The following is a 13,622-nucleotide window of genomic DNA, read 5'->3' as shown; positions in this document are numbered from 1 at the left end:
GGCATTTTGCGCCGGCGAAGTGATGCAGTCTGAGTTGATACCTGCTGAACAGGGCCGAGATAAGTACCATTTTCACTACGGTAAATGCAACCCCCGGCGCGATAGCGCAAATCTTATTCAGGTTAGTAGCATAAAATGCTGACAATGGTTAACGGCTATAACTCGCTGTTATGAAAAGTGTTAATTCGATAAGTTTCAGCATAGCTATGCACTATTGTGCAAAAAGCGGCCCGGCTCGTTTGCCGATTATTTGCACAGCAGCGGCAGAGATCTCGTAGGCTTACAGCAGATGATGGGGCATTTCACGCCGGGTTTTAGCGCAGCGAACGCGTGTCATTTAAGGGGGCTAAAAGGTCGTGATCCAGACTACAAAACAGAAACAAAGCCCTGACACGGTCTTCAATTAACCTTTGATTGACATATGATTAACATCTTCAAGGAGGTCAGCCATGAGCCAAATACATAAGCATCCCGTACCCGCTGCCATCGCAGCGAATGCTCTCATTAATGCCGATCAGTATGCGGCGCTGTATCAACAATCGGTTGACGATCCCGACACCTTTTGGGGTGAACAAGGCAAAATTCTCGACTGGATTAAGCCTTACAGCAAAGTGAAAAATACCTCCTTTGCCCCCGGCAATATTTCAATTCGCTGGTACGAAGACGGCGCACTTAACCTTGCGGCTAACTGCCTCGATCGCCATCTGGCCACCCGCGGCGATCATCCCGCCATCATCTGGGAAGGCGACGACGCCAGCGAAAGCAAAACCATCACTTTCCGCGAGCTGCACGGCGATGTCTGTCGCTTTGCCAATGTGCTCACCAGCCTCGGCGTGAAGAAAGGCGACGTGGTCGCGATTTATATGCCAATGGTGCCGGAAGCGGCCGTGGCGATGCTGGCCTGCGCGCGCATTGGCGCGGTGCACTCGGTGATTTTTGGCGGCTTCTCACCGGAAGCGGTGGCGGGACGTGTGGTCGATTCCAACGCCAAACTGATCATCACCGCCGACGAAGGCGTGCGCGCCGGTCGCAGCATTCCACTGAAGAAAAACGTCGATGATGCCCTGAACAATCCGAACGTCACCACGGTGAAAAATGTGGTGGTGTTCAAGCGCACTGGCAAAGAGTCCGGCTGGCGCGAAGGTCGCGATTTATGGTGGCACGATCTAATGGCGAAGGCCAGCGATCAACATGAGCCTGTCGCCGTCGATGCCGAACATCCACTGTTTATCCTGTACACCTCCGGTTCCACCGGCAAGCCAAAAGGCGTGCTGCATACCACCGGCGGTTATCTGGTGTATGCCGCCAGCACCTTTAAGTATGTGTTTGATTACCATCCTGATGATGTCTATTGGTGTACCGCCGACGTCGGCTGGATCACCGGTCATAGCTATCTGATTTACGGTCCGCTGGCATGCGGTGCCACCACGCTGATGTTTGAAGGCGTGCCGAACTGGCCGAAGCCAAGTCGTATGGCAGAAGTGGTGGATAAACATAAAGTAACGTTGCTGTACACCGCGCCAACCGCGATTCGCGCCCTGATGGCCGAAGGCGATAAAGCGATTGAAGGCACCGATCGCAGCAGTCTGCGCATCATGGGTTCGGTGGGTGAACCGATCAACCCGGAAGCCTGGGAGTGGTACTACAAAAAGATTGGCGACAGCCGTTGCCCGATCGTCGATACCTGGTGGCAGACCGAAACCGGCGGCTTTATGATCACGCCGCTGCCGGGTGCCACCGAACTGAAAGCCGGTTCCGCCACTAAACCTTTCTTCGGCGTACAGCCCGCACTGGTCGATAACGAAGGCAATCCGCTGGAGGGCGCTACCGAAGGCAACCTGGTGATCGTCGATTCCTGGCCAGGCCAGGCACGTACGCTGTATGGCGATCACGATCGTTTCGAGCAGACCTACTTCTCCACCTTCAAAAATCGCTACTTCAGCGGTGACGGTGCGCGCCGTGATGAAGATGGCTATTACTGGATCACCGGCCGCGTGGATGACGTGCTCAACGTCTCCGGTCACCGCCTGGGCACCGCCGAGATTGAATCGGCGCTGGTGTCACATCCGAAGATTGCGGAAGCTGCGGTGGTGGGCATTCCTCACAGCATCAAAGGTCAGGCGATCTACGCGTATATCACGTTAAACCACGGCGAAGAGCCGTCGCCCGAGCTGTATACCGAAGTGCGTAACTGGGTGCGTAAAGAGATCGGCCCGATTGCCACGCCGGATGTGCTGCACTGGACCGACTCGCTGCCGAAAACCCGCTCCGGCAAGATTATGCGTCGCATTCTGCGCAAAATCGCCGCGGGCGATACCAGCAATCTCGGCGATACCTCTACGCTGGCCGATCCGGGCGTGGTAGAGAAATTGCTGGAGGAGAAACAGTCCATCACCATGCCGTAAGCGGCATCGACCCGACGGAGAGTGTCAGCCTGTCCACGGCAGGTTCCTCTCCGTCACCCTGACCTTACGCCGTATGCCTTTCAACATCGCACAACCCATACCCAAAATAATTCGAGCTGCAGGAAGGCGGCAAAGATGAGAATTCCAGGAGCTTACTGAAGTAAGTGACTGGGATGAGCATACGCAGCCAACGCACCTGTAGCTTGAAGTATGAAGGGTATATATAACTAGAATATTCAGCCAGTTAAATCACTTTATTGTGAGATTTCCGTCTGCCTTGCCTCTGGAGAAAATGTGATGAACGAAACCCCTGAACAGGAAGCAATCTGGCAACAAGTCGAAAGTAATCCGCGCTATCACGAACTGGTGCATAAGCGGCAGGCATTCGCACTGTTGCTCAGCATTATCATGCTGGTGCTCTACGTCGGCTTTATTCTGCTGATCGCCTTTGCGCCCGGCTGGCTCGGTACGCCCTTACATGCAGGCACCAACGTGACGCGAGGGATTCCGATTGGCATCGGACTGATCGTGATGTCGTTCGTGCTGACCGGCGTCTACGTGTGGCGCGCTAACGGCGAGTTTGACCGCCTGACCAAACAGATCCTGAGCGAGGTGAAATCATGAAGCGCTTGCTCTCGTTGTTTTTGGCTATCGTGCCTGCCAGCGTATTTGCCGCCGATGCCATAACCGGCGCGGTGCAGCGCCAGGCCACCAACTATGAAGCCATCATCATGTTCGTGGTGTTTGTCGCGGCGACGCTCGGCATCACCTATTGGGCCTCGAAACGTACCCGCTCGCGCAGCGATTACTACACCGCCGGCGGTAATATCACCGGTTTCCAAAATGGCCTGGCCATCGCCGGCGACTTTATGTCTGCCGCCTCGTTCCTCGGTATTTCTGCCCTGGTTTACACGTCGGGCTACGACGGGCTGATCTACTCGCTCGGTTTCCTTGTCGGCTGGCCGATGATCCTGTTTTTGATCGCCGAACGCCTGCGTAATCTTGGTCGTTACACCTTCGCTGATGTCGCATCCTATCGCCTGGCGCAAAAACCGATTCGTACGCTGTCGGCCTGCGGTTCGCTGGTGGTGGTGGCGCTGTACCTGATTGCACAGATGGTCGGTGCCGGTAAGTTGATTCAGCTGCTGTTCGGTTTGGATTACCACATTGCGGTGGTGATGGTCGGTATTTTGATGGTGTTGTACGTGCTGTTCGGCGGCATGTTAGCCACCACCTGGGTGCAGATTATCAAAGCGGTACTGCTGCTGTTTGGCGCCAGCTTTATGGCGATTATGGTAATGAAGGCCACCGGTTTCAGCTTCAACACGCTGTTTACCGAAGCCATGGCGGTACACCCCAAAGGCGCGGCGATTATGCAGCCTGGCGGATTGGTGAAAGACCCGATATCGGCGCTGTCACTCGGCCTGGGCTTGATGTTTGGTACCGCCGGTTTGCCGCATATTCTGATGCGCTTCTTCACCGTCGCCGATGCGCGTGAGGCACGTAAAAGCGTGTTTTGGGCCACCGGCTTTATGGGCTACTTCTACTTCCTGACCTTTATTATCGGCTTCGGCGCGATTTTACTGGTGGGATCGAATCCGGCCTTCAAAGATGCCAGCGGCGCCCTGCTCGGCGGCACCAATATGGCCGCGGTACATCTGGCGAACGCGGTCGGCGGCAGCCTGTTCCTCGGCTTTATTTCGGCGGTGGCTTTCGCCACCATTCTGGCGGTAGTGGCAGGTCTGACATTGGCGGGCGCTTCAGCGGTGTCACACGATCTCTATGCCAGCGTGATCCGCGAAGGTAAGGCGACGGAACGCGATGAGCTGCGCATCTCGAAAATCACCGTGTTGGTATTAGGTGTGGTAGCGATTGCACTGGGGATTCTGTTTGAGAAGCAGAACATTGCCTTTATGGTCGGCCTGGCGTTCTCGATTGCTGCCAGCTGTAACTTCCCAATTATTCTGTTGTCGATGTACTGGTCGAAACTGACCACGCGCGGCGCGATGGTGGGCGGCTGGCTGGGACTGATCACTGCGGTGCTGCTGATGATTCTCGGACCGACGATTTGGGTACAGGTGCTGGGGCATGACAAGCCGATATATCCGTATGAGTATCCGGCGCTGTTCTCCATGCTGGCGGCGTTTATCGGCATCTGGCTGTTCTCGATCACCGACCATTCGGCGCGCGGCGCCCAGGAACGTGCTCGCTTCCGTGGACAGTTTATTCGTTCGCAGACGGGGATAGGGATTTCGCAGGGTAAATCGCATTAGTTTTGTGCGTTGTTCCCCTCACCCTAACCCTCTCCCGCACGCTGGAGAGGGAACCGATCGGCGCGTTTTTCTCCCTCTCCCACCTGTGGAAGAGGGCCGGGGTGAGGGCCAGCGCGCACCCTAACGCAAAAGGGCGACCCAATGGGTCGCCCTTTCTTATCCGATCCTGAAATCAGAAACGCAGTGACGCGCCAACGTATGGGCCATCGACCAGTACGTTGTCTTTACGGCTGCCTTTGTTGTTCAGCTCGATGTACTGATAACCCACGCGCAGGTTCAGCAGAGAAATTGGCGTGAAGCTCAGGCCGCCAGAGGCTTCCTGGTAGCTATCAAGACGATCGGAGAACGCTTCCGGCGCATAGTAATATTCGCCGTACAGGCCCCACATGCTGTTGAAGCTGTATTGCGCTGCGCCACCGACTGCGACGGTGAAGCCATCACGGCCATCTTCCGGATGGGTGAACAGGGCTTTCGCGGTTGGCGCGATGCGGAAATCGCCCACGTCGATGTTATAGCCCAGGCCTGCGCCGTAAGTGCTGCCATCGTGATCGCTACGCAGCCAGTTGCCTTTCAGGAACAGGCCTGGTGAAGTGGTGCCGAGACCAAGGTTCAGGTTGGTGCTGTGCTCACCCACGTCAACACTGCCCTCAATTGCCTGCGCGCCGCTGCTCAGCAGTGCCAGACCTAAAACGCTTCCAGTAACAAGTTGCTTAAACATGTGATTCCACTCCATGAAGGACATTTAATTCGGCGGCAAGGGTAACAGCCTGATAGCAGGAGACAACTTTATTTGGAAAGCTTTACGTAAAAATGGATTACAGCGGGGAAAACGGCCGGTTAAGGCCGTTTGGATAAATCAGAAACGGTAGGCGGCACCAATAAATAATCCGTCGATCAACCGCTGGTCCTTTTCACCATATTTACCGTCGCTCGACAGATAACGATAACCGCTGCTCAGCGTTAGCCAGCTAGCCGGTTGGTAATAGATTCCCGCCTCTAGCTGATGCAAATGATGCAAATTACGCGTGGTGATATCCGGGGCAAGACTGTAATCGAGGTATAGCCAGGTTTGCCCGGCATAAGGCAGCGGCGCCATCAGGCGGATGCCGGCATTCGCTCCCTGACTGCTGGATTTACCGGTATCGAGGTCAGCCCAGAACATGCCCACACGCGGTGCAACCTGAAGTTCACCAAGCTTAAATCCGTAGCCAAGATTCGCCTCAACTAACTGCGTCTGACGATGACCATTGATATACTCAGCGCCATATTGCAGGCCTGACGTGGTCTTTTCACTGTTGATCGCGGCAGCAAAAAAATCGCTGCCGCCTTTAACGCCCATTTCAGCGGCGCTGATCCCGGTGGAGGCCATTGTCAGGCCCAATACTAAATAGTGCTTTTTCATTTTCGCTTCCTTGTTGTTTGCGCGCACAAACACTAAACAAAGCGAAAAAAAGAGCATACGAGCCCTGGCTCAAAAATGTACGCTTATGCTGACCACAGCAGATGGCTCAGCAGCGGAGCCAGAATCACCGTCACCACGCCCGACAGCATCATCACCAGGCTGGATACCACGCCCTCCTGCTGGCCGAGTTGATAAGCACGCGCGGTACCCGCGCCATGTGATGCCGCACCAAAACCTGCGCCCTTCGCCACGCCTTGCTTGATGGCGATACGCAGAAACAGCATATCCCCCACCGCCATGCCGAACACGCCGGTGATCACCACAAATAGCGCCACCAGATCGGGCTGGCCGCCAATAGGTTGCGCCGCCGCCAGCGCGAACGGCGTGGTAATCGAGCGCACCGCCAGACTGCGCTGGATGGTTTCCGGCAGCGTCAGCAGACGCGCCAGCCACACCGAGCTGCAGACCGCCACCAGCGTGGCGGTAAGTACGCCGACACTCAGCGACAGCCAGTGACGTTTGATGATCTCGAGGTTCTCATACACCGGCACGGCGAACGCCAGCGTTGCCGGACCCAGCAACCAAATCAGCCAGTGACTTTCGGCAATGTAATTTTTCCAGCTCACATGGGTGAGCAGCAGCAGCGCCACCAGCACCAGCGGCGTTAGCACCAACGGCATCAGCAATAGCGTGCGCCAGCGACGATAGAGCATTTTGTTGATGTAATAGACCAGCAGCGTGAACGCCAGACACAGCAGGCTTATCAGCAGATCATTCATGGTGCGCCTGCTTACGCGCGGCACGCGCCAGTTCGTAGCGATATAAACGATCGACCACCAGAGAAGTGGAAGCCAGCACCAGTAAAGTGCTCACGCCAATCACCACGCAGATGCGCCAGCCTTCGCTGCGCAGCAAGTCGCTGTAGTTCACCACCGCCACGACCGCAGGAATAAAGAACAGCAGCATTTCCGCCAGCAGCCAGTTAGCGCCCGCTTTCACCCAGCGCAGCGGCACAATGCGCGTCATGATCAACCCTAACAGCAGCACCATGCCGACCACGTTTGCGGGCAACGGCAAATGCAGCCAGCTCACCAGCCGGTCGCTAAAGATAAACAAACCCACATACAGCCCCAGCTGCAGCGGAACAAAAGCGTGTTGCAGGAGATCCGTTCTGCGCGGACTTAATGCCATCATTTCCTTTTCCCCAATGAAAAACTCAGGGGCTAGTATAAATCCGCCGCAAACTGTGAAAGAAATGAATTAAAATCATTAAAACTATGCCAAAAAGGAATGCTTATGGACGTGCGAGCGCTGCGCTACTTTACCGAAGTGGTCCGCCAGCAAAGCTTTACCCGCGCCGCCGAGAAGCTCTACGTGACGCAGCCCACCATCAGCAAAATGCTGCGCCAGCTGGAAGAGGAGCTGGGCTGCACCCTGCTGCTGCGCGAAGGACGCAAACTGCATCTTACCGACAGCGGCCAGGCAGTTTATCAGCGCGGACTGGCGATTCTGCAGGAGTTTCATCAGCTTGAGGCGCAGCTGGGCGACATCAACCAGCTGAAAACCGGCGAGCTGCGCCTGGGAATTCCTCCGATGGTCGGCATGCAGATGGCCGGATCAATCTCCGCCTTTCGTCGCCGTTATCCGGGTGTTGAATTGAAAATTGCCGAATTTGGCGGCCTGACGGCGCAGCAAGCGGTGCTGAGTGGCGCGCTGGATATCGCCCTCACCGCGCTGCCGATCGATGCCGAGCTGCCGCTCAACACGCTGGAGTTGATGCATCATCCGCTGTGCGTGCTTTTACCGCGTAGCGACATCTGGCTCAACCACACCCAAGTCGGACTAAAAGAGTTAGCTAAACATCCGCTGCTGATCCTCAACGAAGAGTTCGCGCTCAATCGCCAGATCAGAAAAGCGTTTCAGCGCCTTAATCTGACGCCGAATATTGCGCTGCGCAGCGCGCAGTGGGATTTTCTTGCGGCGATGGTGCAAGCGGGCATGGGCTTGGCGATTCTGCCGGAGCCGATCTGTCAGCGGCTGGATAAGCAATCGCTACTGTGGCTGCCGCTGGAGTCGGAGCTGCAGTGGAGTTTAGGTTTGATTTGGCGGGAAGGCAGCTACTTGTCGCGCAGCGCTCAGGCGTGGATTGATTGCTGCCGTGAACACTGGCCGGATACGGCGCCGCGGCTGTCGGTGTAAATTCTGAATCGGTCGCCATAAATGGCGACCCTACGTTATTTGGCTGGGTTTTCGTAGGGTGCGCATTCATGCGCACCTGGATGACACAGCGACTGCTACTCCTCTTTCTCTATTAGCAGCGCTTCCAGCAGATCGAGATCGTGCAGCAGTTTCTGCATCGTCTCGTTGGAAATTTCCTGGGTGGCACGCAGGTGATACACCTCGGCGCGCTCGGCACGCAGCGCGTTGAGGCGGAAACGACGCTCAAGGTTTTCGGCAAACTGCGCCTGCTCGATATCGTTTTTACCCTCGGCGCGGCGACGCAGATTACCGATCACCCGCAAACTCACTTCCTTCAGCAGCTCCGGATCGATGTTCTCTTCGGTGTCGGTCTCCAGACGCTGCTCCATTTTGTGCAGGCTTTCAATCGCCACGCCCGCCATGGCCGCACGCGCGAATTGAATCTCACGACGATGACCTACCTTATCGATGCTCTCCACATCGCGCAGCAGAATCGGCAGCAGTACCACGCCAACCAGCAGCGAAATCAGAATCACGCCGGTGGCGATGAACACCAACTCGTAGCGCGCCGGGAATGGATCGCCGTTGCTGAGGAACAGTGGAATCGACAGCACACCCGCCAGCGTGATGGCACCGCGCACCCCGGCAAACGAGGCAATCAGCAGTTCGCGCAGCGAGTAGTTGGTAAACTCCAGCGGCTTCTTCTTCAGCAGGCGCATGCTGGTGCGCTTCATGATCCACAACCAACCAAAACGCACGACCATCAGCGCGGCATAAACCAGGAAGACGTCAGTGAACAGCATCCACAGTTCGACGTTTGGATCGGCGTTGGCCTGCGCAATGGAGGTGGCCAGGATGTCTGGCAGCTGCAGACCGAGCATCAAGAACACCATGCCGTTGAAGACGAATTCCAACATCTGCCACACGCTATTGGCGCGCAGGCGCATGGCGAGCGGCGCCTGACGGATAATGCCGGAGCGCGTGATGGTCATACCCGCCGCCACGGCAGCGAGGATACCCGAGACGCCAAGGTGTTCCGCAATCAGGTAGGAGGCGAACGGTAACAGCAGCAGCAGCACGGTTTGGGTGGCCGGATCGTCCCCACTCCAGCGGCTCAGCAGACGCAGCGAGCGGCCATACAGCCAGCAGATCACCACGCCGGCAACCAAACCGCCCACCGCCACTTTGAGGAACTCGACGCTGGCGCCGCCCCAGGTAAACACCATGGTGCCCATCGCCACCGCAACGGCAAACTTCAGCGACACCAGGCCAGATGCGTCATTCATTAGGGCTTCGCCCTGCACAATCGACATGATTTTTTTCGGGATACGCCCTTCACCCACAATGCCGGACAGCGCCACGGCATCGGTTGGCGAGAGCACCGCCGCCAGCGCAAAGGCGGGAATCAGCGGAATCCCCGGCACCAGCCAGTAAATCAGGTAGCCAATCCCGACCACGGTAATCAGCACCAGAACCAGCGCCAACCCCATGATTTCACGACCATGATGGAGAAACTCGTTAATCGGCGTTTTCCAGCCATCTGCAAACAGCAGCGGCGGAATAAACAGCACGAGGAACAGTTCCGGATCAAAATCGACATGCAGGCCGAAGACGGGAAAAGCGAGTAATGCACCGGCGGCAATTTGCACCAGCGGCAGCGGAATTTGGAACGGCAGAATGCGTGCCGCCACGCTGGAGAGTGAAACCACCAGCGTCATGATGAGAATAGTAAAGAAGATTTCCATGCTGTCCTTAGGCGAATCAATTTCATTAAAGCGATGTTGTTGCGTGGGAAAGTGTAAAACAAAACGCCGCACAGCGGGGCAACCCGATGTGCGGCGTGGAGCAGAAAGAGAATAATCTTGAAATTTATTCGCTTTAGAGTCAGATGGCCCAGCCACCGGCATAGAACGCCACCAGAGCGACAGCAATCACCACGGTGCCGACGTTGAGTTTGCGCCACTCGCCGGCAAACAGGCGACCAATCACCAGTGAAGCGAAGCCGAGCATAATGCCGGTCACAATGTTGCAAGTGAGTACGATGAACACCGCGGTCAGCAAGCCAGACATCGCATCAACGAAATCGTTGAAGTCGATTTTGGCCACGTTGCTCAGCATCAGCAGGCCCACGTACATCAGCGCCGGAGCAGTTGCGTAAGCCGGAACCAGATACGCCAGCGGCGACATGAACAGAATCATCAGGAACAGCAAACCGACCACAATCGCCGTCAGACCGGTTTTCCCGCCGGCTGCGGTGCCCGCCGCCGATTCGATATAGACCGCAGCCGGCGATGCGCCGACCAGACCTGCAAACACGCTGCTGAGTGAATCGGTGGTTAACGCGCGGCCGCCGTTGATAATCTGCCCCTCTTTATCCAGCAGATTGGCCTGCCCCGCTACCGCGCGGATGGTACCGGTGGCATCAAACACCGCCGTCATCACCAGCGCCAGAACGCTTGGCAGCACCACCGGTTGCAGCGCACCCATGATATCCAGGCTAAACATCGCCGATTGACCGTTAGCATCCTTCAGGCTTGGCATGGCAAACAGACCTTGATAGGTCACCGCTGGATCGAAAATCAGACCAATAATCGAGATGGCGATGATGGTCAGCAGAATGCCGCCCGGCACGCGCCGTTTCTCCAGGCCGAAAATCGCCGCCAGGCCGACCAGCGCCATGATCACCGGAAACGAGGCGAAGTGGCCCAATGCCACCGGCAAACCTGCAGCCGGGTTCTTCACCACCAAACCAATGCCGTCAGCGGCGATCAGCAGCAGGAACAGACCGATGCCGACGCCGGTGCCGTGCGCGACGCCCATCGGTAAGTTACGCAGGATCCACGCGCGAATACCGGTTACCGAAATTAGCGTAAACAGTAAGCCCATCAGGAAAACGGCGCCCAGCGCCACCGGTACACTAATGTGCTGGCCGAGCACCAGGCTAAAAGCGGTGAAGGCGGTCAGCGAGATAGCACAGCCAATCGCCATTGGCAGGTTGGCCCACAGGCCCATGACGATCGAACCGATGCTTGCCACCAGGCAGGTAGCAACGAACACCGCCGTTGGCGAGAAGCCCGCTTTTCCCAACATGCCGGGCACCACGATAACCGAGTACACCATCGCCAGAAACGTGGTGAGACCCGCCAATACTTCCTGACGCACGCTGCTGCCGCGTGCAGAAATGTTGAACCAGGCGTCCAGTTTTCCACTGGCCGGGCGCGATTCGCCAGACATAATCATTCCTCAATATTTTTGTGATGTGAGTCGCCGCACGGCGCACGTTTGCCGCTCCCTGATGAAGCTTTTCCTGAAGAAAATCAGGCAAACGTTTACGTCGCCGCGTATTCCAGGTCGTAAAAGGGGACACGGAAAAAAGGCAAACGATTATCTGGCCTTTGGCATGGCGTTTTCAACTACTAATCGCGGGTAATACAGGATAAATCCAGCCAATGGGTTTCCCAGCTCGCCATGAATGGCGACCCTACGATCATGGGCTTTGTCGGGGCGTCATTCATGACGACCTGGCCGCAATCAACTCTGCAGTTGAATCGGGCCACCCTGCTCTAACGCGCGCTGCCAGGCGGCGCGCTGCTGCATGGTTTCCAGCCAGCGCGCGGTGGCGGGCATATCACGCAGGGAACCGCGCATTTGCAGTGCCAGCAGCGGGAAGCTCATCTGCACATCGGCGATGCTAAATCGTGAACCGGCAAAAAAGGGATGTTGCGAGAGATGTTGTTCGATCACGCTGCCGTGCAACGCCAGCTGTTTGTTCAGCCAGGCCTTTTGAATCCCTTTGCTCAGCGCAATACCCGCCGGACGCAACAGCCACGGCACCGGCTTTTTGCCCAGCTGCGCAAACACCAGCTTCATCACCAGCAGCGGCATCAGCGATCCTTCAGCGTAGTGCAGCCAGTAACGCGCCTGAATCTGCTCCTCTTCATCGCTTAACATCAGCTGATGCTCGCTGTCATATTTCTGCTGCAGGTACTCAAGGATGGCGCCTGACTCAGCAACCACACGATTGCCATCGGTAATAACCGGCGATTTTCCCAGCGGATGCACTTTCTTTAACGAGTCGGGCGCCAGCAAGCTATTCTCGCGCTGGTAACGTTTAATTTGGTAAGGCACCGCCAGCTCTTCCAGCAGCCATAACACGCGATGCGAGCGGGAATTTTCCAGATGGTGAACGGTGATCATGCGGTTTTCCTTGCCGGTAAGTGTGCTGGCAAGTATAGCGGATTAACGCTTCTGCTCGTCTTGCTCGGGATCGAGTAACACCGCACCCGAACCTTGTTCGCCCAGGCGGTCACCCGGATTGCGCAGCGGGCAGTCACGCATCGATAAACAGCCGCAACCAATGCAGCCATCAAGATCGTTACGCAAGCGGGTGAGCGTTTCGATGCGTTTATCCAGCTCTTCACGCCAATGTTGGGTTAGCGCATCCCACTCCTGCGTCGACATACGCTTGTTAGCCGGCACATGGTTCAAACTATCGCTCACCGTGGCGAGTGGAATGCCGATGCGTTGCGCAATTTTAATAATCGCCACGCGGCGCAATACGTCGCGGCTATAGCGACGTTGATTGCCGCCGTTGCGCGAGCTGAAAATCAATCCTTTGGTTTCATAAAAGTGCAGCGCGGAGACCGCTACGCCGCTACGTTTGGCGACTTCGCCCGGCGTCAGCACCGGCTTCGGGTAATTGCGTTCTTTTTTCATTTAGGGCCTTTACCTCAAGTTAACTTGAGGAATTATACTCGCACCCCAGCAAAACTTCGAATTTCTAACCAGGTAATAACCATCAGAAGGATGAGGCTATGATGCAACAGGAAATCATTCATTCGCTGACCCACTGGATCGATCAGAATCTGGATAAAGCGCTATCAATTGATGAAGTCGCAGCAAAATCAGGTTACTCAAAATGGCATCTGCAGCGTATGTTCCGTGCCGTCACGAAACAAACGCTGGGTGGCTATATTCGCGAACGTCGCCTGACGCTGGCCGCAGAAGCACTGCGTCAAACTCAGCGTCCGGTATTTGATATCGCCATGCAGTACGGTTACGACTCGCAGCAGACTTTCTCGCGCGTGTTCCGCCGCCAGTTCTCGCAAACGCCGACCGCTTATCGTCATACCATGCGCCGTCAGGCGATGATTCAGCGTCCGCGCTTGCTCAGCTTTGACTGTGTGGATAGCAGCATGAACAGCTTTGCCCAGCGTACTACCGGCGAGTGCTGCCCGGTAAGCTAACCTTTTCAGCGCGCCCCGTGCGGGCGCACCTCCCCTTTCCTGCCTGTCTCCTCCCCCAATTTTCGATAAAAATTTTTCTACCATACAAGGTATAAAT

At 56.2% G+C, this 13,622-nt stretch carries 13 protein-coding genes; 5 read left to right on the top strand and 8 right to left on the bottom strand.

Annotation, left to right across the window (positions count from 1 at the left end):
* Positions 1–449 precede the first annotated feature (449 nt).
* From acs to actP, 3 genes are all read left to right on the top strand, one after another.
* Positions 450–2,405 carry an acetate--CoA ligase gene (gene acs / locus WH298_RS11375; protein ID WP_049851292.1) on the top strand — a complete coding sequence of 652 codons (1,956 nt, stop codon included), beginning with the start codon at positions 450–452 and terminating at the stop codon, positions 2,403–2,405.
* Between the two features lie 297 nt (positions 2,406–2,702).
* Entirely contained in the window at positions 2,703–3,029 is a 327-nt protein-coding gene (locus WH298_RS11370) for a DUF485 domain-containing protein (protein WP_180822878.1), read from the top strand.
* Positions 3,026–4,678: a cation/acetate symporter ActP gene (actP, locus tag WH298_RS11365; RefSeq protein WP_180822877.1), complete on the top strand. Its 1,653-nt coding sequence runs from the start codon at positions 3,026–3,028 to the stop codon at positions 4,676–4,678. Before WH298_RS11370 ends, actP begins: the two co-directional genes overlap by 4 nt.
* A gap of 172 nt (positions 4,679–4,850) precedes the next feature.
* Here the strand turns inward: actP and WH298_RS11360 are convergent, their stop codons facing one another.
* From WH298_RS11360 to WH298_RS11345, 4 genes are all read right to left on the bottom strand, one after another.
* On the bottom strand, positions 4,851–5,396 hold the full coding sequence (locus WH298_RS11360) for a YfaZ family outer membrane protein (protein ID WP_007888570.1): 546 nt from the start codon (positions 5,394–5,396) through the stop codon (positions 4,851–4,853).
* Between the two features lie 138 nt (positions 5,397–5,534).
* Positions 5,535–6,080 carry a YfaZ family outer membrane protein gene (locus tag WH298_RS11355; protein WP_157178877.1) on the bottom strand — a complete coding sequence of 182 codons (546 nt, stop codon included), beginning with the start codon at positions 6,078–6,080 and terminating at the stop codon, positions 5,535–5,537.
* 83 nt (positions 6,081–6,163) lie between these two features.
* On the bottom strand, positions 6,164–6,859 hold the full coding sequence (locus WH298_RS11350) for an LrgB family protein (protein WP_180822876.1): 696 nt from the start codon (positions 6,857–6,859) through the stop codon (positions 6,164–6,166).
* Positions 6,852–7,274: a CidA/LrgA family protein gene (locus WH298_RS11345; RefSeq protein ID WP_180822875.1), complete on the bottom strand. Its 423-nt coding sequence runs from the start codon at positions 7,272–7,274 to the stop codon at positions 6,852–6,854. The genes WH298_RS11350 and WH298_RS11345 overlap by 8 nt, the downstream gene beginning before the upstream one ends.
* Positions 7,275–7,376: 102 nt before the next feature.
* Between WH298_RS11345 and WH298_RS11340 the strand changes: the two genes are divergently transcribed.
* The gene (locus tag WH298_RS11340; protein WP_180822874.1) at positions 7,377–8,279 is read left to right on the top strand and encodes a LysR family transcriptional regulator; all 903 of its coding nucleotides are present in this window, start codon (positions 7,377–7,379) and stop codon (positions 8,277–8,279) included.
* Positions 8,280–8,374: 95 nt separating this feature from the next.
* Here the strand turns inward: WH298_RS11340 and WH298_RS11335 are convergent, their stop codons facing one another.
* The 4 genes from WH298_RS11335 to soxR all read right to left on the bottom strand — a co-directional run bounded on the left by WH298_RS11335 (position 8,375) and on the right by soxR (position 12,995).
* Positions 8,375–10,024 (bottom strand): Na+/H+ antiporter, encoded by a 1,650-nt coding sequence (locus WH298_RS11335; protein WP_009128655.1) that lies wholly within the window; start codon positions 10,022–10,024, stop codon positions 8,375–8,377.
* A gap of 139 nt (positions 10,025–10,163) precedes the next feature.
* Positions 10,164–11,513 carry an NCS2 family permease gene (locus WH298_RS11330; RefSeq protein WP_049851286.1) on the bottom strand — a complete coding sequence of 450 codons (1,350 nt, stop codon included), beginning with the start codon at positions 11,511–11,513 and terminating at the stop codon, positions 10,164–10,166.
* A 297-nt stretch (positions 11,514–11,810) separates the two neighbouring features.
* Complete coding sequence (locus tag WH298_RS11325) at positions 11,811–12,476, bottom strand: glutathione S-transferase family protein (protein ID WP_009128649.1); 666 nt, start codon at positions 12,474–12,476, stop codon at positions 11,811–11,813.
* Positions 12,477–12,518: 42 nt separating this feature from the next.
* Positions 12,519–12,995 (bottom strand): redox-sensitive transcriptional activator SoxR, encoded by a 477-nt coding sequence (soxR, locus tag WH298_RS11320; RefSeq protein WP_009128647.1) that lies wholly within the window; start codon positions 12,993–12,995, stop codon positions 12,519–12,521.
* Positions 12,996–13,093: 98 nt separating this feature from the next.
* On the opposite strand from soxR, the gene soxS reads away from it, so the two are divergent.
* On the top strand, positions 13,094–13,525 hold the full coding sequence (soxS, locus tag WH298_RS11315) for a superoxide response transcriptional regulator SoxS (protein WP_036621487.1): 432 nt from the start codon (positions 13,094–13,096) through the stop codon (positions 13,523–13,525).
* The last annotated feature ends 97 nt before the right edge of the window (positions 13,526–13,622 follow it).

Source organism: Pantoea nemavictus, from assembly GCF_037479095.1.
In the GTDB taxonomy this organism is placed as follows: Bacteria; Pseudomonadota; Gammaproteobacteria; order Enterobacterales; family Enterobacteriaceae; genus Pantoea; species Pantoea nemavictus.
This window is presented reverse-complemented; position numbering and strand designations above follow the sequence as displayed.

Coding starts and splice junctions, on each gene's coding strand:
- acs (WP_049851292.1), top strand. CDS start 450: ATGAGCCAAATACATAAGCATCCCGTACCCGCTGCCATCGCAGCGAAT.
- WH298_RS11370 (WP_180822878.1), top strand. CDS start 2,703: ATGAACGAAACCCCTGAACAGGAAGCAATCTGGCAACAAGTCGAAAGT.
- actP (WP_180822877.1), top strand. CDS start 3,026: ATGAAGCGCTTGCTCTCGTTGTTTTTGGCTATCGTGCCTGCCAGCGTA.
- WH298_RS11360 (WP_007888570.1), bottom strand. CDS start 5,396: ATGTTTAAGCAACTTGTTACTGGAAGCGTTTTAGGTCTGGCACTGCTG.
- WH298_RS11355 (WP_157178877.1), bottom strand. CDS start 6,080: ATGAAAAAGCACTATTTAGTATTGGGCCTGACAATGGCCTCCACCGGG.
- WH298_RS11350 (WP_180822876.1), bottom strand. CDS start 6,859: ATGAATGATCTGCTGATAAGCCTGCTGTGTCTGGCGTTCACGCTGCTG.
- WH298_RS11345 (WP_180822875.1), bottom strand. CDS start 7,274: ATGATGGCATTAAGTCCGCGCAGAACGGATCTCCTGCAACACGCTTTT.
- WH298_RS11340 (WP_180822874.1), top strand. CDS start 7,377: ATGGACGTGCGAGCGCTGCGCTACTTTACCGAAGTGGTCCGCCAGCAA.
- WH298_RS11335 (WP_009128655.1), bottom strand. CDS start 10,024: ATGGAAATCTTCTTTACTATTCTCATCATGACGCTGGTGGTTTCACTC.
- WH298_RS11330 (WP_049851286.1), bottom strand. CDS start 11,513: ATGTCTGGCGAATCGCGCCCGGCCAGTGGAAAACTGGACGCCTGGTTC.
- WH298_RS11325 (WP_009128649.1), bottom strand. CDS start 12,476: ATGATCACCGTTCACCATCTGGAAAATTCCCGCTCGCATCGCGTGTTA.
- soxR (WP_009128647.1), bottom strand. CDS start 12,995: ATGAAAAAAGAACGCAATTACCCGAAGCCGGTGCTGACGCCGGGCGAA.
- soxS (WP_036621487.1), top strand. CDS start 13,094: ATGATGCAACAGGAAATCATTCATTCGCTGACCCACTGGATCGATCAG.